The sequence below is a fragment of the Arthrobacter sp. MP_M4 genome (assembly GCF_035984855.1).
Lineage (GTDB): Bacteria > Actinomycetota > Actinomycetes > Actinomycetales > Micrococcaceae > Arthrobacter.
Genome location: NZ_JAXCHX010000014.1, coordinates 74,732 through 94,193, shown reverse-complemented (window position 1 = coordinate 94,193; position 19,462 = coordinate 74,732). Strand labels below are relative to the sequence as shown.

18 protein-coding genes are annotated in these 19,462 nt (G+C 66.8%); 6 read left to right on the top strand and 12 right to left on the bottom strand.

The features are described 5' to 3' along the window. Window positions 1-264 precede the first annotated feature (264 nt). The 9 genes from RCH15_RS11920 to RCH15_RS11880 form a co-directional block, all read right to left on the bottom strand. Window positions 265-516, bottom strand: coding sequence for a hypothetical protein (locus RCH15_RS11920; protein WP_326960872.1), 252 nt, complete (start codon window positions 514-516; stop codon window positions 265-267). 71 nt (window positions 517-587) lie between these two features. Beyond that, complete coding sequence (locus tag RCH15_RS11915) at window positions 588-1,064, bottom strand: acyl-CoA thioesterase (RefSeq protein ID WP_326960871.1); 477 nt, start codon at window positions 1,062-1,064, stop codon at window positions 588-590. A gap of 50 nt (window positions 1,065-1,114) precedes the next feature. Continuing rightward, a complete protein-coding gene (locus RCH15_RS11910) occupies window positions 1,115-3,172 on the bottom strand; it encodes an ABC transporter ATP-binding protein (protein WP_409017130.1) in 2,058 nt (685 codons plus the stop codon). Between the two features lie 41 nt (window positions 3,173-3,213). Then, window positions 3,214-4,947, bottom strand: coding sequence for an ABC transporter ATP-binding protein (locus RCH15_RS11905; protein WP_326960870.1), 1,734 nt, complete (start codon window positions 4,945-4,947; stop codon window positions 3,214-3,216). Between the two features lie 266 nt (window positions 4,948-5,213). Then, window positions 5,214-7,388, bottom strand: a complete 2,175-nt coding sequence (locus RCH15_RS11900) for an MDR family MFS transporter (protein ID WP_409017122.1) — start codon at window positions 7,386-7,388, stop codon at window positions 5,214-5,216. 4 nt (window positions 7,389-7,392) lie between these two features. Next, a complete protein-coding gene (locus tag RCH15_RS11895; protein ID WP_326960869.1) occupies window positions 7,393-7,878 on the bottom strand; it encodes a MarR family winged helix-turn-helix transcriptional regulator in 486 nt (161 codons plus the stop codon). A gap of 212 nt (window positions 7,879-8,090) precedes the next feature. Continuing rightward, window positions 8,091-9,791, bottom strand: a complete 1,701-nt coding sequence (locus tag RCH15_RS11890; protein ID WP_326960868.1) for a thiamine pyrophosphate-binding protein — start codon at window positions 9,789-9,791, stop codon at window positions 8,091-8,093. Further along, window positions 9,788-10,876, bottom strand: coding sequence for an agmatinase (gene speB / locus RCH15_RS11885; protein WP_326960867.1), 1,089 nt, complete (start codon window positions 10,874-10,876; stop codon window positions 9,788-9,790). Before speB ends, RCH15_RS11890 begins: the two co-directional genes overlap by 4 nt. A 283-nt stretch (window positions 10,877-11,159) precedes the next feature. Continuing rightward, complete coding sequence (locus tag RCH15_RS11880) at window positions 11,160-11,735, bottom strand: helix-turn-helix domain-containing protein (protein ID WP_326960866.1); 576 nt, start codon at window positions 11,733-11,735, stop codon at window positions 11,160-11,162. A 309-nt stretch (window positions 11,736-12,044) separates the two neighbouring features. Between RCH15_RS11880 and RCH15_RS11875 the strand changes: the two genes are divergently transcribed. Further along, complete coding sequence (locus RCH15_RS11875; RefSeq protein ID WP_326960865.1) at window positions 12,045-13,568, top strand: sodium:solute symporter; 1,524 nt, start codon at window positions 12,045-12,047, stop codon at window positions 13,566-13,568. 93 nt (window positions 13,569-13,661) lie between these two features. On the opposite strand, the gene RCH15_RS11870 is transcribed toward RCH15_RS11875, so the two are convergent. Beyond that, complete coding sequence (locus RCH15_RS11870) at window positions 13,662-13,898, bottom strand: hypothetical protein (RefSeq protein ID WP_326960864.1); 237 nt, start codon at window positions 13,896-13,898, stop codon at window positions 13,662-13,664. 261 nt (window positions 13,899-14,159) lie between these two features. On the opposite strand from RCH15_RS11870, the gene RCH15_RS11865 reads away from it, so the two are divergent. Further along, window positions 14,160-15,368 carry a VIT1/CCC1 transporter family protein gene (locus tag RCH15_RS11865; RefSeq protein ID WP_326960863.1) on the top strand — a complete coding sequence of 403 codons (1,209 nt, stop codon included), beginning with the start codon at window positions 14,160-14,162 and terminating at the stop codon, window positions 15,366-15,368. A 12-nt stretch (window positions 15,369-15,380) separates the two neighbouring features. Here RCH15_RS11865 and RCH15_RS11860 read toward each other — a convergent pair whose 3' ends face one another. Further along, window positions 15,381-16,514 (bottom strand): LOG family protein, encoded by a 1,134-nt coding sequence (locus RCH15_RS11860; RefSeq protein WP_326960862.1) that lies wholly within the window; start codon window positions 16,512-16,514, stop codon window positions 15,381-15,383. A gap of 10 nt (window positions 16,515-16,524) precedes the next feature. After that, a complete protein-coding gene (locus RCH15_RS11855; RefSeq protein ID WP_326960861.1) occupies window positions 16,525-17,025 on the bottom strand; it encodes an SRPBCC family protein in 501 nt (166 codons plus the stop codon). A 53-nt stretch (window positions 17,026-17,078) separates the two neighbouring features. Between RCH15_RS11855 and RCH15_RS11850 the strand changes: the two genes are divergently transcribed. The 4 genes from RCH15_RS11850 to iolB all read left to right on the top strand — a co-directional run bounded on the left by RCH15_RS11850 (window position 17,079) and on the right by iolB (window position 19,447). Beyond that, window positions 17,079-17,321 (top strand): hypothetical protein, encoded by a 243-nt coding sequence (locus RCH15_RS11850; RefSeq protein ID WP_326960860.1) that lies wholly within the window; start codon window positions 17,079-17,081, stop codon window positions 17,319-17,321. 34 nt (window positions 17,322-17,355) lie between these two features. Next, window positions 17,356-17,556 carry a gamma-glutamyl-gamma-aminobutyrate hydrolase family protein gene (locus tag RCH15_RS11845; protein ID WP_326960859.1) on the top strand — a complete coding sequence of 67 codons (201 nt, stop codon included), beginning with the start codon at window positions 17,356-17,358 and terminating at the stop codon, window positions 17,554-17,556. A 113-nt stretch (window positions 17,557-17,669) separates the two neighbouring features. After that, window positions 17,670-18,410: a GntR family transcriptional regulator gene (locus RCH15_RS11840; RefSeq protein ID WP_326960858.1), complete on the top strand. Its 741-nt coding sequence runs from the start codon at window positions 17,670-17,672 to the stop codon at window positions 18,408-18,410. A gap of 140 nt (window positions 18,411-18,550) precedes the next feature. Beyond that, window positions 18,551-19,447 carry a 5-deoxy-glucuronate isomerase gene (iolB, locus tag RCH15_RS11835; RefSeq protein WP_326960876.1) on the top strand — a complete coding sequence of 299 codons (897 nt, stop codon included), beginning with the start codon at window positions 18,551-18,553 and terminating at the stop codon, window positions 19,445-19,447. Window positions 19,448-19,462: the final 15 nt, after the last annotated feature.

Below are 19,462 nucleotides of genomic sequence, written 5' to 3'. Positions count from 1 at the left end.
CATGACCTCCTCGAAGTCACTATCCACCTCTCACATATAGCCGGTCCACCAAGAGGGACCCGGAGCAACTGGACTTCTACACGGGGACCCAACCAGCGATACGCAGACGTGACTTAGGTAGCATCCCCACCCGGCGGCAAGGACCTTCCGGTGGCATGTCGCCAACAACCCCGGGAAGCCCGAGAAAGCGCTCCATGGGCCATCTGCCCGCCGGATCCGGCTCCGGAGAACAGGAAGCCAGCTAACGGCACCTCAAACGGGCCACTACTTGGTCTCCGACCGCTTAACCCCGAAGGTGAAGTAGCTGCCCGGACCGACGAAGTTGACCAGGGTGGCCAGCCGCCACAGCAATTTGCCGCCACGGATCTCCTCGGCCGGGCGGCGTGAAATGTCCCGCTGCGCCGCGATCAGCAGTGAAATCTGAACGGCGGCGGCTGTGATGGTGCCGAACTTCGCCATGGGCGAGAGTTCCTTCCAGGTCTTCTTCCGGGCGTTCTTCGCACGTTTGTTTGCCATGATGTGTCCTCGCTTGTTGACTCTGAGCTTGGTTCCTCATTGCCGGGCAGACTGCCCGTAAAGGGATCAGTTTAGGGATGTTCGGTGGCAGCAGATAGAGGCGATGGGACCGGTTGGGCTGTCTGCGCCGGAACCGGCGTGAAGCGGCTAAGCGTAGCTTTCTGCTCCGGAGTCAGCCGCTGCACCCGTCCGGTGGCCTCGTCGACGAAGGCCAGGTGACTGGTGGCCCGGACGCAGTCCTCCTGCGTGACAGGGTCCTGCACCAGGTAGTGGATGTCGAAGCTGGCGCCCTTGATGGCTCCAACCCACAACTGCACGACAGCCGGCATGTTCCGGTACTCGAGGGTTCGGACATAGCGGATCCTGTGCTCGACGATCAATGCGAGGGTCCCGTCCGGGACCTCGCTGAAGAGCGGCGCCGGGGGCTCCACTCCGGGCAACCCCGAACCGCGCGGCGGCCCGAACGCTGCGATGCGGGCTTCCTCCAGAATGCGAACGATCTGGACGTTGTTGATATGGCCGTAGGCGTCCATGTCGCCCCAGCGCATCGGGATCTGCACCTCGATGCGCCGGGACTCGGGCGCGGTGCCGGCGGCGCTCAGCTGCGTACCGCCGTCGCATCGTCTGCCGTGTTTTCCGAAAAGGCCGGGTCGGCGTCTTCGCCAGCGAACTGGGACATGTACAGGCGGTAATAAGCGCCCTTCATCTCCAACAGCTGTGCGTGCGCTCCCTGCTCCACGATCCGGCCGGCCTCCATCACCAGGATGGTGTCGGCGTCGCGGATGGTGGAGAGACGGTGGGCAATGACGAAGCTCGTGCGGTCCGTACGCAGGGCGGCCATCGCCTTCTGGACGAGCACTTCGGTGCGGGTGTCCACCGAGCTGGTGGCCTCGTCCAGGATCAGCAGCGAGGGGTTGGCGACGAAGGCACGGGCAATGGTGATCAACTGCTTCTCGCCGGCGCTGACGTTGTTGCCTTCCTCGTCGATGATGGTGTTGTAACCCTCCGGGAGGGCGCGGACGAAGCGGTCCACGAAGGTGGCCCGGGCCGCCTCCATCACCTGTTCCTCGGTGGCATCGAGCTTGCCGTAACGGATGTTGTCGTAAATGGTGCCGCCGAACAGCCAGGCATCCTGCAGCACCATGCCCACCTTGGACCGAAGTTCAGCGCGGCTCAACTGGGTGATGTCCACCCCGTCCAGGGTGATGCTGCCGCCCTGCAGTTCATAAAAGCGCATGACGAGGTTCACCAGGGTGGTCTTTCCGGCGCCGGTGGGGCCGACGATGGCGACGGTATGCCCGGGCTCGGCGTTGAACGAGAGGTCCTCAATCAGCGGTTTGTCCGGGGTGTAGCTGAAGGTGACATGCCGGAACTGAACGTGCCCGTCAGTCTTGGCCGGCAACGTTTCGGTGGCCGTCTCGGCGTCCTGTTCGTCGGCGTCGAGGAACTCAAAGACCCGCTCCGCGGACGCGACCCCGGACTGCAGCATGTTGGCCATGCCCGCCATCTGCCCCAGCGGCTGGGTGAATTCGCGCGAGTACTGGATGAACGCGGTGGCGTCGCCCAGGCTCATCGCGCCGGAGGCAACGCGCAGGCCGCCGACGACGGCGATACCGACGTAGCTGAGGTAGGACACGAACTGCATGACCGGCATGATCATTCCGGACACAAACTGCGCCCCGAAACTCGCCTGGTAGAGCGCCTCGTTCCGCTCGTCGAAGCGGGCCAGCATGTCGGCGTCGCGGCCGAAGACCCGGACCAGGTCGTGGCCGGAGAAGGACTCTTCGATCTGGCCGTTGAGCTCTCCGGTGTTTTTCCACTGCGCTGCGAAGAGCTTCTGGCTGCGGGATCCGATGATGCCGGCAGCCACTGCGGAGAGCGGCAACGCCACGAGGGCGATCAGGGCCAGCTGCCAGGACACGATGAACATCATGATGACAATGCCGATGACCGTCAGGGCCGAATTCACGAGCTGCGCGAAGGCCTGTTGTAGCGCCTGCTGGATGTTGTCGACGTCGTTGGTGACCCGGGAGAGGATGTCGCCGCGCTGGCGGGTGTCGAAGTAGTTCAGCGGAAGCCTGTTGAGCTTCTTCTCGGTGTCGTCGCGCAGTTGGCGGACCACCCGCATGACCAGGACGTTCAGGACGTAACCCTGCAGCCAGAGGAAGATGTTGGCGACGAAGTACATCACCAGGACCACGCTGATCAGGAACGCGAGTTTTTGAAAGTCGATGCCGGCGCCAGGGATAACGTTCATTCTGGCCAGCATGTCCGCGAAGTTGTCCTGGCCCTGGGCCCGGAGGCCCTCGACGAACTGCTCTTTGGATCCGCCGGAGGGCAACTGTTTGCCGACAACTCCACTGAAGATCACGTCCATCGCCTGGCCAAGGATTCGCGGCGCCACTACGTTGAGGACGACGGCGACCGTCACCATCGCGAGCACGGCGGTGATGCCGGCGCGTTCGGGTTTCAGTAGGCTCATTAGCCGCTTCGCGGAGGGCCAGAAGTGCTGGGGTTTCTTCGCGGGCACGCTGCCGAACATACCGCCGTCGGCCTCACCGGGGACGAACTCCTCTTCGTAGAAGTCTTCGTCCGGTTCGGTGGCCGCGGCGCTCGTTGCGGTGGGGCCGGCGGCCGCGGCGCCGGTAGCGGTCATCCCGCTGGCCTTCGGAGGGCGGGTACCTTTTGGGTTGGTGCTCATGCCACGGCCTCCGCGGTCAGCTGGGATTCAACAATTTCCTGGTAGGTACTGGAGCTCTGCAACAATTCACCATGTGTGCCGCGGTCCACGATCCGGCCCTTGTCGAGCACCAGGATCTGATCGGCGTCGGCGATCGTGGACACGCGCTGGCCGACGATGATCACGGTGGCGTCAGCGGTTTTCGCTTTGAGTGCACGGCGGAGCCGGGCGTCGGTGGCGACGTCGAGGGCGGAGAAGGAGTCATCGAAGAGGAACACCTTGGGTTCGGTGACGAGGGCCCGGGCGATGCACAGGCGCTGGCGCTGGCCGCCGGAGACGTTGGTGCCGCCCTGGGAAATCCGTGAGCCGAGGCCGTTTTTCTTCTCGCGTACAAAGCCGGCCGCCTGGGCCACGGTCAGGGCGTCCCAGAGCTGCTCGTCGGTGGCCTCCGTCTTGCCGAAGCGCAGGTTGTGCTCGATGGTTCCCGAGAACAGGTAGGGCCGCTGCGGCACCATGGCCACGCGCTGGGTGATCTCGGCGCGGTCCAGGTTGGTGACGGGAACGCCGTCGAGCAGCACCTCCCCCGAGGCGGCGTCGTACAGGCGGGGCAGCAGGGACAGCAGGGACGTCTTGCCGGCGCCGGTGGAGCCGATAATCGCCACGGTCTGCCCGGGTTCGGCAGTGAAGCTGATGCCGCTCAGCACCGGTGCCTCGGCACCGGGGTAGGCGAAGGAGACGTTGCGGAACTCGACTCGGCCGGCCTTCCTGGCCGGCGTGACCGGGGTGGCCGACTCGTGGATGGAGGGTTCGACGTCGAGCACCTCACCGATGCGGTCCGCGCACACGGTGGCGCGGGGAATCATCATGGCCATGAAGGTGCCCATCATGACGGCCATCAGGATTTGAAGCAGGTACTGCAGGAACGCCGTCAGGGAGCCGACCTGCATTTCCCCGGCGTCCACCCGCTGGCCGCCGAACCAGAGCACGGCCGCGGTGGAGATGTGCAGGATCATGCCGATTGCGGGGAACATCAGCACGAACAAGGCGCCGATCTTAAGCGAGACGTCGGTGAGTTCCTTATTCGCGGCGCCGAAGCGCTCGGCTTCATGCGGCTCGCGCACGAACGCGCGGACCACGCGGATGCCGATGATTTGCTCCCGGAGGATGCCGTTGAGCCGGTCGATTTTCGTCTGCATGGACCGGAAGAGGGGCATCAGCCGGACCACCAGGTAGCCCACCACTACTGCCAGCAGCGGCACGGACACCCAGACCAGCCAGGACAGGTTGAGGTCCTCACGCAGGGCCATGAAGATGCCGCCGATGCACATGATGGGCGTGGCCACCATGAAGTTCAGGCCCAGCAGCATGAGCATCTGCACCTGCTGGACATCGTTAGTGCCCCGGGTGATGAGGGTAGGGGCGCCGAAAACGTTGACGTCCTTGGCGGAGAAGCTGGTGACTTTGCGGAACACGCCGCGGCGCAGGTCACGGCCGAATGCCATGGCAGCCTTCGAACCGAAGTAAACCCCGGCGATCGCGGTGACGACCTGCACGAGGGCTACGCCGAGCATCACGCCGCCGGTCCGCCAGATGTAATCCGTGTCGCCGCGCGAAACGCCCTCGTCGATGATCTGGGCGTTCAGGCTGGGGAGATACAGCGCTGCGATGGTGGAGGCGAGTTGGAAGAAGATGACTGCAACGATGTATGGCATATACGGCTTGGAGTAGCGCCGTATGAGGGTGACGAGCATGCCCACGAGTCCTTAGGACGAACGAATAGTTGAGGCTGGAACAGAGCCGGAAGAGGAATCTTCAACCCGGTGCACCCAGTAGTAGCAGACGGGGCTGACAGCCATAGCGTTCCAACTCTACGAAACGTCGCGCCTCGGCGGAATATCGGAGGCAAAAAAGTCGGTTGCACTGCTGACGCCAAGGGCGGCCGCCTGGTGGAGGCGGCCGCCCGGGCAGTGCTGCGTGCTGTTCCCGGCGTTGGTTGCTGCCGGTCCTGTACTGCCGCTTACTCTGTCCGGTGCCGCCCGTGCGTGGCGATGTAATCCGCAGCAGCGCGCTGGAGCTTGCGCTGCTTGGCCAGCTGGCGGCCCAACGCTGTGAGCTCCTCGGCAGTGCGTGCCTGGTGGGCAGCAATTTCCCGCTGCTGTGCAGCTTGTTCGTTGACCGCCCGGATCGCCGCCACGAGCTGAAGTTGCTGCTGCGCCAGCAACTGCTGGGTCTGGAGCAGCACGGGGACGACGTCGGCCACGTCAGGCCGGTCCGCGGCGACGAGGGTGCGGGACCGTTGCCGGGCACTTTCCCTCTCGACCGCCCGGTGGCCGTCGGACTCCCCCGGCCCGGAACTCACGCCGGCCTCCGGGCGGGCGGCGTCCGGGCCGTGGGATTCGGCGTGTTGCCGGCTGAGCACCTCGAGAAATTCCCGGTCCAAATCCACGGTCCCGGTGCCGCTGCCGGCTCCGGTGCCGGCTGCAGATGGGGCAGCCGTGGCGGCCCCGACTCCGGCGGTGCCGGCCGAGCTCGGGACGCGGCCGGCGGCCGGTGTGGTCTCGAAGGCAACGTTTCCGGCGTTTTCGGCAGGTTCAGGCCGGATGTCGACAGTGCGGCGCAGCGGACGTTCCTTGATCAGCAGGACAGCTACCAGCGCCACCAGGCCAACGATGGCCGAGATCAGGAAGACCTCGGCGATTGCGTCGCCGTAAGCCGCCCGCATGATGTCACGGAGCGGTGCCGGCATGTCGTTCAGGTCCATGGTGGCTGCGGAGGATCCTGCCGGCGCCGGGGCGCCGGAGGCGGCGAGCTTCTCGATCACGAGGGCTTTGACCCGGTTGGCCAGGACGGCGCCCAGCACCGAGACACCGATCGCGCCGCCGACGGACCGGAAGAAGGCCACAGAGGCACTGGCAGTGCCGATGTCCTTGGCCTGGACCGTGTTCTGGACGGCGAGAACGAGGTTCTGCATCAGCAGGCCCAGCCCGACGCCCAGGATGGCTGTGTAGGTACCGGTCATCCAGAGTTCGGTGGTGTGGTCCATGCTGCCTGCCAGGCCCAGCCCGCCGATGAGCAGGACGGCGCCGGCCACCAGGTACCGCTTCCATTTGCCGGTGCGGCTGATCAGCAGGCCGGATGCGACGGAACCGATCAGGTTGCCCGCGATCATGGGCAGGGTCAGCAGGCCGGCTTCCGTGGGGCTGGCGCCGCGGGCCACCTGGTAGTACTGGCCGAGGAAGGTGGAGGAGCCGAACATGCCCACGCCGACGGCCACCGAAGCGAGGATCGCCAGGGCCGTGGTCCGCTCGGAAATGATGTTCAGCGGAATGATCGGCTGGGCCACCTTGGATTCCACCAGGACCAGCAGGGCCAGCAGGGCAACGCCGCCGCCCACCATGACTACTGTCTGCCAGGACCACCAGTCGTAGTAGTCCGGGTTGCCGGCGAAGGAGACCCAGATCAGCAGCAGGCTGACGCCGGAGGTCAGCAGGATGGAACCGAGCCAGTCGATTTTGGCCGGCCGCTTGACGTGTTTGATCTTCAGGGTCACCTGCAGCAGGATCAGTGCCACGACGGCGAGCGGAACGCAGACGAAGAACGTCCACCGCCAGCCCAGGGGGCTGTCCACGATGAAGCCGCCCAGGAGGGGGCCGCCGGCTGTGCCGACGGCCATCACGCCGCCCATGTAGCCGGAGTACTTGCCGCGGTCGCGCGGCGGGATCATTGAGCCGATGATGGCTTGGGCCAGGGCGGTGAGGCCACCCATCGCGATGCCCTGGATGACCCGGGCGGTGAGCAGCAGCGGGATGGTCTCGGACAGGCCGGCCATGACCGAGCCGGCCACGAAGATGACGATGCTGAGCTGGACCAGGACCTTCTTGTTGAAAAGGTCGGCCAGTTTGCCCCAAATGGGGGTGGTGGCAGCGTTGGCCAGGAGGGCGGCCGTTATGACCCAGGCGAAGTCGGTCTGGGTTCCCTTGAGCTCGGACATGATGGTGGGGAGCGCATTCGCCACGATCGTGCTGCTGAGAATGGCGGTGAAGAAGGCCGCCAACAGCCCGGTGAGCGCTTCCATGATCTGCCGGTGGGTCATTTCCGTGGGCTCCGCGGCGGGTTGGGATGCGCGGGGTGCCCCTGGCTTCTTGTCCGTCGGGGCCGGGGACGGCCCTGTGGCGGCGGCGTGGCTGGCCATATTTCTACTCCTCAACAATTTCGGTCGTGTGTGCGGGTCCGGCCGTCGTTGCCCGGGCTGACGTCCTGAGGGACTCAGCAAGTTTCTTGAGGACGCCCGCCGTAACTTCGACGTCATCCTCGCTCCAGTCCTGCAGCAGGGCCTGGAGGGTCGCCGTGCGGTGGTCCTCGATGACGCGCAGTTTCTGCGCCCCGGAGACTGACAAAGCGATTAATTGGGCCCGGCCGTCGTCGGGGTCCGGCCGGCGGATGACGTAGCCGTGTTCCTCGAGGTCGGCGATGTGCCGGCTGAGGACCGGCGCACTGACGCCAAGCCGTTCAGCGAGGTGGGTGGCCCGGGACTCGCCCTCACCCACAAAGCGCAAGACGCCTTGCAGTGCTACACCGGTGTCCTGCCCCCGCACATTGGCGGCGGCAACGCACCGGACAGCGCGTTGGAGGTCAAAGATCTGGTACACGAGTTTGGCTGCGGCATTGGATTCCACTGACACGGAAGGACACTCCTTTGATTGCTTGCCCAAGGCAACTATATACCTAAATTGGTTACTTCGGGAAACTAAACCTTTTGGGGGGAGGGTCCGGAGCGGTGTGCGCGGCCGGAATTGCGGCAGATACGCCAAACGCGGACCGCCGGGCCGGACCTTCGAAAGAAGGTCCGGCCCGGCGGTCCGCGCAGCAATGATGCAGTGGTGGCGGCTCGGCTCTATCCGCCGACGACCGGTCCTGCCTGCTCCCCCAGATGGGTGGGCGCAAACATTTTCAGCAGCGTTTCGACCACGACGACGTTCGGGCCGTCCGCCGCGAACCCCGCCTTGAGCGCGTCCCCGACATCCTCGGGGGCAACCCGGACCGCAGGAACGCCGAAGGCCTCGGCGAGCTTGACGAAATCGGGGCGTGAGAGTTCCGTGGCCGTAGCCGTGCCGAAGGCGCCCACCATATACTCACGCAGGATGCCGTAGCCGCCGTCGTCCACGATCAGCCAGGTGACCGGCACATTGTGCTGCTTGGCCGTGGCGAGTTCGGAGATGGAGTACATCGCCGAGCCGTCGCCGGAGACGGCCAGCACCCGGGCGGAACTGCCGGGCGTGCCCGTGGTTTCCAGGCCGACGGCGCCGCCGATCGCGGCGGGAAAACCGAAGCCCAGCCCGCCGGCGCCCTGGGCGGAGTGGAACTGGCCCTGGCGGGCGTCCCAGCAGCTCCAGGCCCAGTAGGCCGAGATCGTCATGTCCCAGAAGGTCTGCATGGCGGCGGGAACGGCGTCCCGGATGTCAGCCATGAACTTCAGCTCTTTGCTGAGGTCCTGGGATTCCAGCCGGGCCTTGACCTTGGCCAGGGTTTCCTTGACCAGCGTCTCGGGCGGGGTGCCGTGCCAGCCTGCGCCTGCTCCGTGCGGCTCGGTCAGGGCGGCGTCGAGCGCCGCGTCGAGGTCGGCGAGCGCCTGGCCGGCGTCCGCCCGGATCCCCAGGCCGGGGCGGTTGGATTCGAGGACGCGCGGTTCGGCGTCGATCTGGATGATCCGGCCCCGCGGCGTAAAGGTGAAGTAGTTGGACGTGACTTCCCCCAGCGAGGACCCGATCACCACCAGCACGTCGGCGTCCTCGAGCAGCTCCGTCATGTGCTGGTCCTCAATCCAGGCCTGCAGCGAGAGCTCGTGGTTCCACGGGAACGCGCCATTGCCGCCGGGCGTGCAGATCACCGGAGCGCGCAGCTTCTCCGCAATGGAGAGCAACGATGCCTCCGCCCGGCCGCGGCGTGCGCCGCCGCCGGCGATGATGGCGGGGCGTTCCGCCGACGAAAGCCACTTCACGGCCTCGCGGACCAGTTCGATCCGGGGCGGGTTGTCGGCCGCCTCGGCGAGTGCGTCCTCCACCGGTGGCACCATGATGGGATCCAGCAGCACGTTCTGCGGGATTTCCAGCCAAACGGGGCCCTGCGGCGAGGAAATGGCCTCCGTCCAGGCGTCCTGGATGGCGGACGGAATGCCGGAGGCGTGCTGAATCAGCCGCTGGCTCTTGGTGACGTTGGCGGCCGAGGCCTTCTGGTCATCGAGTTGGTGCAGCATGCCCTTGCGCCGCGCACCGAGTCCTTCGAGCGGGATCTGGCTCGCGATCACCACCATGGGGACGCCGGTGGCGTAGGCCTCCTGCAGGCCGGCCAGCGACGTCAGGGCGCCGGGGCCGGTGGAGAGGAAGAGGACGCCCACTTCGCCCGTGGCGCGCGAGTAGCCGTCGGCGGCGAAAGCCGAATTGTTTTCCACCCGGGAGGAAACGAAGTGCAGGTTGCCGCGGCCCATGGCGTCGAAAAGACCCAGGGCGTGCTGGCCGGGGATGCCGAAGACCGTTTTGGCGCCAAGGGCTTCGAGGGTTTCGACGACGAGGTCGCCGCCGTTGCGGACGCCCGTCACCGGGACTTTTCGCTCTCCACCCGCTGGGCCGCGGAGGCCGCGAACCCTGCCGGACGGCGGGAATCCTGGCCGAGTGCCTGCGCAGCGTAACCGTTCGGCGCACCGAAGCGGTCCCCGTCCACCGCACGGTCCGCCATCAAGGTCACCAGTTCGTAAGCGACGTGGCTGGCGGCCACGCCGGTGATGTCCGCGTGATCGTACGCAGGGGCGACCTCAACGACGTCGGCCCCAACCAGGTTCATGCCGCGGAAGCCGCGGAGAATCTCCAGCAGTTCACGGCTGGTGAGCCCGCCGGCCTCGGGGGTTCCGGTGCCGGGGGCGTGCGCGGGGTCCAGGACGTCGATGTCCACGGAGATGTACAGCGGACGGTTGCCGATCCGGTCACGGACCTTGGCGACGGTTTCCAGCACGCCCTGGTAGTAGACGTCGGCGGAGGTGACGATGCCGAAGCCGAAACGGTGGTCGTCGTCGAGGTCCTTCTTGCCGTACAGCGGGCCGCGGGTGCCGATGTGGCTGATGGCTTCGGTGTCCAGGATGCCTTCCTCGACGGCACGGCGGAAGGGGGTGCCGTGGGTGTACTCGGCGCCGAAGTAGGTGTCCCAGGTGTCCAGGTGGGCATCAAAGTGCAGCATAGCGACCGGCTCACCGGCGCGTTCGGCAGCGGCACGGAGCAGAGGCAGGGCGATGGTGTGGTCCCCGCCCAGAGTCAGCAGCTTGCTGCCGGAAGCGCTCAGGTCCAGGGCGTTCTGCTGGATGGTCTCGATCGCTTCATTGATATTGAAGGGGTTCACGGCCATGTCGCCGGCGTCGGCCACCTGGATGTTTTCGAAGGGGCTGACGTCCCAGGCCGGGTTGTACGGACGCAACAGCCGGCTCGCCTCGCGGATGTGGTTGGATCCGAAGCGGGCGCCGGGACGGTAGGAGACGCCCGAATCGAAGGGCACGCCCACCACCGTCACGTCCGCCTTGGCGACCTGGTCCAGCCGGGGCAGCCGCGCGTAGGTGGCGGCTCCCGCGTAGCGGGGAATGCGGGATGAATCGATGGGGCCAAGGTTGCCATTGGCCTCGATGCGCAGCTCTTCCAAAAGAAAGCCTCTCCTTCGAGGATTGACCGACGGGTGTGACAGCCATCATACACTCGAAGTTGCCTCTTGTGCATCAAATGTTTACAAATAAGCCTCAGGCGCCTCGGCCCCGACCGGCTACCCCCCGCCCTTCTTCGGGCGACTGCGGAATTCCGGGGTTTCAACACCACCGACGGCGTTCCACAGGCAAGTATCCGGGCAGGAGCGCGGGTCTGCCGCCTCCTGCAGCCGGCGCGGCGGTGGTCAGCCGGGAAGGAACGCAGCCGCGGCCACGCCGAGGAATCTAACGGCTCGCGGCGGGGACCAGGACCCAGAGGACCTCGACGGCGGCATCCGTAGGGTTGACCCAGGTGTGCGGCTCGCGGCCGGGGAAGGTGACGGTGTCCCCGGCGTGGAGCTCGAATTCCTCGTTCGTGAGGATCAGCCGGATGCTGCCCTTGACCACATGCAGCACGTCGACGTCGCAGTCGACGGCGTAGAGCTCCGATTCGCCGCGGCCACGGGGCTCGATCACGGCCTGGATGATCTGGACCCGGCGCTCCGAGCGCGCGGTGAGCAGCCGTTCCACAATGCCTTCGCCACCGAGCGAGATCCGCGGGCCCTCGTTCTTCTTGGTGAGATGGGTCTCCGGGGCGGCAAAGAGATCACCAATGGAGATGGAGAGCACCTGGCACAGCGTGACCAGGGAGGCGACCGACGGAGAGGTAAGGTCCCGTTCCACCCGACTGAGGAAACCCTTGGTCAGACCGGTGGCGTCGGCAACCTGTTCGATGGTGAGCCGCTGGGACTGCCGGGCGGCGCGGATCCGGGAACCGATGGCAACGGGAACGTTGCTCGGTTCAACTGGTAGAGCCTTCATTTTTTGGAACCTTTCACGGCCGGCCGCTTGGCCCCATCGTTGGAGCCATACTAGCGGGACGGCATCTCCGGGACCCCGGATCTGCCCCCGACGCGTCATGCGTCTTGACTGTTACAGAGATCACATCTAATCTTTGGCAACAAGTGTTGCCTATTAGGCAATAGCCGCCGCTAGTGCGGCAGCGCTCCCCACCCGCGGCACGCTGCCACCGGCATAACGTTCCCTACCCTTCAAAAGCAGTTGGATCCCGGACTCCGCATGTGTGCCGCCAGGTTCAGCCCTGCTCCGAACAGCTCCAAGGAGCCCCCAATGGACGCAAGTTTCGTTAACATCGCCATCGTGGTGGTGTACCTGGCCGCCATGCTGGCCTTCGGGTGGTGGGGTAAGTCCCGCACCAAGAACAACAGCGACTTCCTCGTCGCCGGCCGCCGCCTCGGACCGTTCCTCTACACCGGGACCATGGCTGCCGTCGTGCTCGGTGGCGCCTCCACCGTAGGCGGCGTAGGCCTCGGCTACAAATTCGGCATCTCCGGCATGTGGCTCGTCGTCGCGATCGGTGCCGGCGTGCTCCTTCTCAGCCTGCTCTTCGCCAGCACCATCCAGAAGCTGAAGATCTACACCGTTTCCCAGATGCTGAGCCTGCGCTACGGCAGCAACGCCACCCAGACCTCGGGCATCGTGATGCTCGCCTACACGCTGATGCTTTGCGCCACCTCCACCGGCGCCTACGCCACCATTTTTGTGGTGCTCTTTGGCTGGGACCGGGCGCTTGCCATCGCCATCGGCGGCGCCATCGTCCTGGTCTACTCGACGATCGGCGGCATGTGGTCGATCACCCTGGCTGACCAGGTCCAGTTCGTCATCAAAACGGTCGGCATCTTTGCCCTGATGCTGCCGTTCACCCTCAACGCCGCCGGCGGCCTCGACGGGATCCGCAGCCGAGTGGATGCCAGCTTTTTCCAGATTGACGGCATCGGTGTCCAGACGATCATCACGTACTTCGTCGTCTACACCCTGGGCCTGCTGATCGGCCAGGACATCTGGCAGCGCGTCTTCACCGCCAAGACCCCCACCGTGGCCCGCTGGGGCGGCGCCACCGCCGGCATTTACTGCATTCTTTACGGCGCTGCCGGCGCCCTGATCGGTCTGGGCGCCCGCGTCGCGCTGCCGGACATCGACGTCAAGGCCCTCGGCAAGGACGTTGTCTACGCCGAAGTGGCCACCAACCTCCTGCCGATCGGCATCGGCGGCCTGGTGCTGGCCGCCGCCGTCGCCGCCATGATGTCCACCGCCTCCGGCGCCTTGATTGCCGCCGCCACGGTGGCCCGCGCCGATGTGCTGCCCTTCGTCGCCAGCTGGTTCGGCAAGAACATCAACACCGCCGATACCGACAACCCGGAACACGACGTCCGGGCCAACCGCATGTGGGTCCTGGGGCTCGGCGTCGTCGCGATTGTCATCGCCATCATCACCAAAGACGTGGTCGCGGCCCTCACCATCGCCTACGACATTCTCGTCGGCGGGCTCCTGGTCGCCATCCTCGGCGGCCTCGTCTGGAAGCGCGGCACCGGCGCCGCCGCAGCTGCCTCGATGGCGGTGGGCTCGGTCATCACCCTCGGCACCATGATCATCCTGGAAATCAACGCCGAGGTTCCCCTGGACGGGATCTACGCCAACGAACCCATCTACTACGGGCTGCTGGCATCAGCGGCGGTTTACATCGCGGTGTCCCTGCTGACTAAGCCAACGGATCCCGCGGTCATGGCCAACTGGCACCGCAGGGTTGCCGGCGGTGCCGTGGAGGAAGAACAGGCTCCCGCCCTGACCCACTAGCGCGAAGCTGAACGCCCGACGGCGGCGCTCCCCACTTCGGGGGCGTCGCCGTCGGGCGTTTAAGCCTCCCGTGCGGTCAGTGGTCCGGGACCGCTATTCGCCTTCCTCCGGCTCCACGAATTCTTCGCCTTCCAGGGTGGCCACCGGTTTCTCCTCGCCCAGGAAATCCTCCTCGCCCAGCGGAACCAGCCGCTCTGCCTCTTCGAAGAGCTCTTCCTCCTCGGTTCCGGCGGCGTCACCGACGGGCGCGTCCTCAGCGTAGTCGTAGGCGGGATCGGATTCGAGGGAATCGTTGGCTGGCTGGTTTGGACGTGAACCCGTGGTGTCCATGCTGCAACCTCCGTGTGGCGGGGTGATGGCAAGGGCTCCGCGGAGCCCGCCCTGGCTCTCATTCGAACACCGCGCACCCTGGTGGTCAAGAGTCCCGCCCCATGGGATTCCAGCGGCCGGCAACCGCTCCTCGGCGCCGGCGCTTTTTACGGTTTGCCTAAACTCCGCACTGAGGAATACCAGCCGAAAATCCGCGGAATGACGGGGTACGCTGGATGCGCAACGGGGCCGAACCATGCCCTTTCAAGCCCAGGAGCTTCCGTGTCCCAGCACGCCCCATCTGACCCCTTCAACTCTGAACCCCATTCCCGCGAACCCGGCCGTGACCGCCGCCCCGGGCCCCGCGCCGAAGCCCATCCGGCTGCAGCTCACGCCGCGGAGCCCGCTGGGGGGCCAAGCCCTGCAGACATCAAGCGGTGGCGGCAGTACCTTGCCGACGAGCGGGCCGAGGCCGCCGTCTACCGCGACCTCGCCCAGAACCGCTCCGGTGAGGAGCGGGCGATTCTGCTCGCCCTGGCCGACGCCGAGGGACGCCACGAGGCGCACTGGCTGCAACTGCTCGGCGACCACGCCGGCCGTTCCCGCCCGGCCTCGCTCCGCAGCCAGTTCCTGGGCTTCCTGGCCCGCCACTTCGGCTCGGTCTTCGTGCTGGCGCTCGCCCAGCGGGCCGAAAGCCGTTCACCGTACGCCAGCGACCCCTCGGCCACCCCGGCGATGGTCGCCGACGAACAGATCCACGAGGAAGTGGTGCGCGGGCTCGCCACCCGGGGCCGCAACCGGCTGGCCGGCACCTTCCGCGCGGCCGTTTTCGGCGCGAATGACGGGCTGGTCAGCAACCTCTCCCTCGTGATGGGTATGGCCGCCTCCGGCGTGGCCAGCTCCGTGGTCCTCCTCAGCGGTGTCGCCGGGCTGCTGGCCGGGGCGCTGTCCATGGGCGCCGGCGAATTCATTTCCGTGCGATCCCAGCGCGAACTCCTCGACGCGACGCGCCCCACCCAGATCACCCTGGCCGTAGCACCCTCACTGGACATCGAGCACAACGAACTCCTGCTGGTCTATCTGGCCCGCGGCATGTCGCGGGAAGCGGCCGAGCACCGCGTTGCGGAGCGGATGGGTCTGCGTGACTGCGACTGCGATCCCAGCCTCTCGCTGCAACCGGACCTTCCGGAGGCCCATGACGAACACGAAGCCGTCGGCACCGCCTGGAGCGCGGCGGCGTCGAGCTTCTGCTTCTTCGCCTCCGGGGCCATTGTTCCGATCCTGCCGTTCGTAATGGGCATGACCGGCATCGCGGCGCTGGCGGTGTCCGCCGGCCTGGTGGGTCTGGCACTGCTGTTCACCGGCGGCGTCGTGGGACTCCTGTCCGGCACCTCGCCCACCTCCCGGGGCCTGCGCCAGCTGGCCATCGGCATGGGCGCGGCAGGCGTGACGTACCTGCTGGGCCTGGCTTTCGGCGCCGCGGTAGCTTAGGTCCTGACCCGCTTATCCGTCCAGGACGGCGAGAGCCTGCTCCACGGTGTCTACCAGGAAGATCCGGTTCTCCATCCCCCGGCCTGCGGCAAGGCTCTGGAGGAGGGGCCATGCCGGGTAGCGCCGAAGCCAGTGCTCCTGCCCCACCAGCACCATCGGCGTGATGGTTTCGGGCGCGCCATAGTAGTTCTCGCACGCGTCCTGGAAGATTTCCTGCACCGTACCCCCGGAACCAGGCAGGAAAACAATGCCGCCGGTGCACAGCTCCAGCAGAATGGCCTCGCGGATGGAGTTCGCGAAGTACTTGGCAATGTGGGTGGCGAAGAAGTTGGGCGGCTCGTGTCCGTAGAACCAGGTGGGAATCCCCAGCGACGGCGTACCTTCCGGATGGCGTTCGACGACGGCGGCCGCGGCGCGTGCCCACGCCGAGACGGAGGGCCGGAACCCCGGGACGGCAGCGAGATCCGCCAATGCCTGCCGGACGTCAGGCTCCGCGGCGTTGCTCAGGTAGGCGCCGAGGTTGGCGGCCTCCATGGCGCCCGGACCACCGCCGGTGGCGACGACCCGGCCGTCCCGGGCCAGGAGCCTTCCCAGGAGGGCAGCCTGGTCGTAGACTGCCGAACCGCGGGTGGCCGCGTGTCCGCCCATCACGCCCACCATGGTCCGGCCGGTGCAGAGTTCCGAGCGGGTCAGCTCCTCGAGGGCATCACCGATCGCGTGGTCGTGCAAGGCCGCGGCCAGGGTGGCGTCCAGGCGGTGGCGCTGTCCCGGCCGGATGCTCCACTGGTACACCTTGGCATCCGGAGTGTCCTCATAGCGGGAGTCGGAGATCCCTTCGTACAGTTCCTGCGGGGTGTACAGCTGCCCGCGGTACGGGTTGAACGGCACCGCGTCGAGCTTAGGAAAGATCAGGGCGCCGCGGCTGCGCAGCGACTCCTCCACGCCGCCGTCGAAAGTGCAGCCGAGGAAAATTCCGCCCTGCGGATGCACGGCTCTGAGCTGCGCCGCCCGGCCCCGCAGGTCAAGGGACTGGACATGCCAGCCCTGCAGCGACGTCGCCCCGCCCGCAACCAGCCGGTCGAAGCTGTCCAGGCTTTCGACCTCCAGCGTGCGCGGACTGGCGTGCAGGCTGCGGGCAGCGCTCATCAGTCGGGCCCTAGCGCGTGTGGTCCGGGGCGGCGCCGGACCCGGTGCTTGGTGCGGCTTCGGAATCCATGTAGGCGTCCAGCTTGGCCAGGGTCTGCTCGATGTTGGCCGGGTGGCGCCGGACGTAACCGGCCAGGCGCAGGAGGATCCTGGCACGCACTTCCCGTGCGTCCCACTGCTCGGTGACGAGAGTGCCCGGGTTGCCGGCGTCGTCGGCCGCAGGCTCCAGCAGGTAGCGCCAGACATGGCCGCCGAAGTGCCGCCACGCGATCCGTCGGCCCTCCTCAAACTCGCAAACCGTGTTGAGAATCTTGTAGTCCATCTTGATGTTCATTTCCATGCCAAACTTCGCACCGAGGGCGAGCCGCTCGGGGCCGCGCGGCTGGGCGCCCTTCACGGTGTCGGAACCGTCGATCACGCTGTGCAGGGCGGGGTTGGCGAGCACGTCAAAGATGGCTTCCGGGGCGGCCGCGATGAAGCGGCTGCGGGACACGAGATATCTGTTGGTCATCCGGCAATCCTAGACCTGCGCTGTGACGCGTCAGTTGTGGTGCAGAATAAATCATGCAAACTCCGCCCCTCCCCCGCAGCAGACGTCCCCGCATCGGGATTCCCGTGCGGCTCAGCAGTTCCGCAGCCCCGGATTCCCGGGTGGCGGAGGCCAATGCGCTCTTCGACTACATCGTGGACCTGGTGCGCGACGGCGGCGGCGACCCGGTGCTGCTCACGGCGCCCGGAGAGCCGCTTGAGTCGCTCGACGGCGTCGTCCTTCCAGGCGGCGGCGACCTGGACCCCCGGCGCTGTTAAGATTGCCTCCGGCCATCACCAGGCTGTCGCGCGGGTGGCCGCTGGGCTCGTGGTGACAGCGGTAGCCGGGGACGGGACGGTGGAGGCGCTGGAAGACCCGGAGCGCTGGGTGGCGTCTGTGCAGTGGCATCCCGAGGCCCTGGAACTGCCGGCAGGAGAACGGCTGGCCCCGTTCCGCGCCTTCGTTGAGGTGTGTCGCAGCTCTCCCCAGCACCTAGCGGCCCTGCTAGTATGAACTTAGGCAGTATGTCCTATCAAGCGAACATATGCCGGAGAATGTGACCCGCCGCCCTGCTTGGGCCCGGGTCCGGGGCACGAGGGAGCGCTTCAACAGTGGTTATGCAAAAAGTGGCGAATCAACTTAATCTCAACATCGACCGGTCCTCACCGGTGCCGCTCTACCACCAGGTGGTCCAGGGCATCGAGGCCGCGATCCACGGCGGGATCCTTCCCCCCGGCAGCCGTCTCGACAACGAGATTGACCTTGCCGCACAGCTGAACCTCTCCCGCCCCACCATGCGCAAGGCCATGGACGAGCTGGTCCGCTCCGGACTGCTCGTGCGCAAGCGCGGCGTCGGCACCCAGGTCGTCTCCAGCCAGGTCCGGCGCCCCCTTGAGCTGTCCAGCCTCTTCGACGACCTCAGCAACAACGGCAGCAAGCCCACCACGGAGGTGTTGAGCTTCTCCCACGATGAGGCCGACGCCGCCACCCGGGCAGCACTCCAGATTCCCGCGGGCTCGAAGGTCTACCATTTCACCCGGCTCCGGAAGGTCGGCGGAAAACCGCTGGCGCTGATGGAGAACTGGGTCCGCGACGACATCACCCCCATCGACGAAGCGCTCCTGGGCTCACAAGGCCTCTACGCGATCCTCCGCAACGGCGGCGTGAACTTCCGGCTCGCCTCACAGCGGATCGGCGCCATGATCGCCAACGACTACCAGGCGACCCTGCTGGACACCACCCCCGGCTCGGCCCTTGTCACCATGGAGCGCACGGCCGTGGACGACACCGGGCGCCAGGTGGAGACCGGCCACCACGTCTACCGCGCGGATTCCTACAGCTTCGAAATGACGCTGGTCCAGCGCTAGGGCCGCCAGCGCCAGGCGACAGGCGACAGCGCATGCCGTTGGGCCTTGCGCGCCTCGGCACTGCACATCTGGTCCCCCTCCGCACCGCTCCCCCGTCCACCCGCGCCTTCCACCGTCGCGACAACGAAAGGGCTGAACTCATGGCCAACTGGGTCTATCCGCTCGGCACCGCCGCCCAAGGCACCTGGGACGTATCCCTGGGCACCTCCGATTCCACCCTGGAGGTGGAGGGCTGGGCCCACACCGGGCTGAAGGTGGCCACACTGCGGGCCGCGGCCGCCGTCGAACTTCCAGCCGCGGACGAGGAACGCATCGTAGTCCCGCTCAACGGGTCCTTCACGGTGTCCGTCGACGGCGAGGAGTACCGGCTGGCCGGCCGGGACAGCGTCTTCGGCGGCCCCAGCGACGTCCTCTACACGGGGACCGGCAAGGCCGTGAGCATCAATTCGGCCGACGGCGGACGCGTCGCCGTGGCCACCGCCCCGGCCAAAGCAGCCTACCCGACGCGCCTGATCACGGCCGCGGAGACGCCGGTCGAGCTGCGCGGGGCCGGCAACTGCTCCCGCCAGGTCCACAATTTCGGGACCCCCGCCGCGCTGGAGGCGGACCGTTTCATTGTGTGCGAGGTCCTGACGCCGGCTGGCAACTGGTCCTCCTACCCCCCGCATAAGCACGATGAGGAGAAGGCCGGCGAGACCCGCCTCGAGGAAATCTACTACTTCGAGACCCGGGTGACGCCCGGGGCTCCGGCCCGGCCGGGATCCGACGATGCGATCGGCTACCAGCGCGTGTACGCCTCGGACGAGCGCCCCATCGATGTCTCCGCGGAAGTCCGGACCGGCGACGTCGTCCTCGTGCCCTACGGCTGGCACGGCCCTGCCATGGCAGCCCCGGGCTACGACTTGTATTACCTCAACGTGATGGCGGGCCCCGGCCCGGTCCGCGACTGGCTCATCAGCGACGACCCGCACCACGGCTGGATCCGCCAGACCTGGGACGGCCAGGACCTCGACCCGCGGCTGCCCTTCGGCGCCTGACGGCACCGCGGCTTG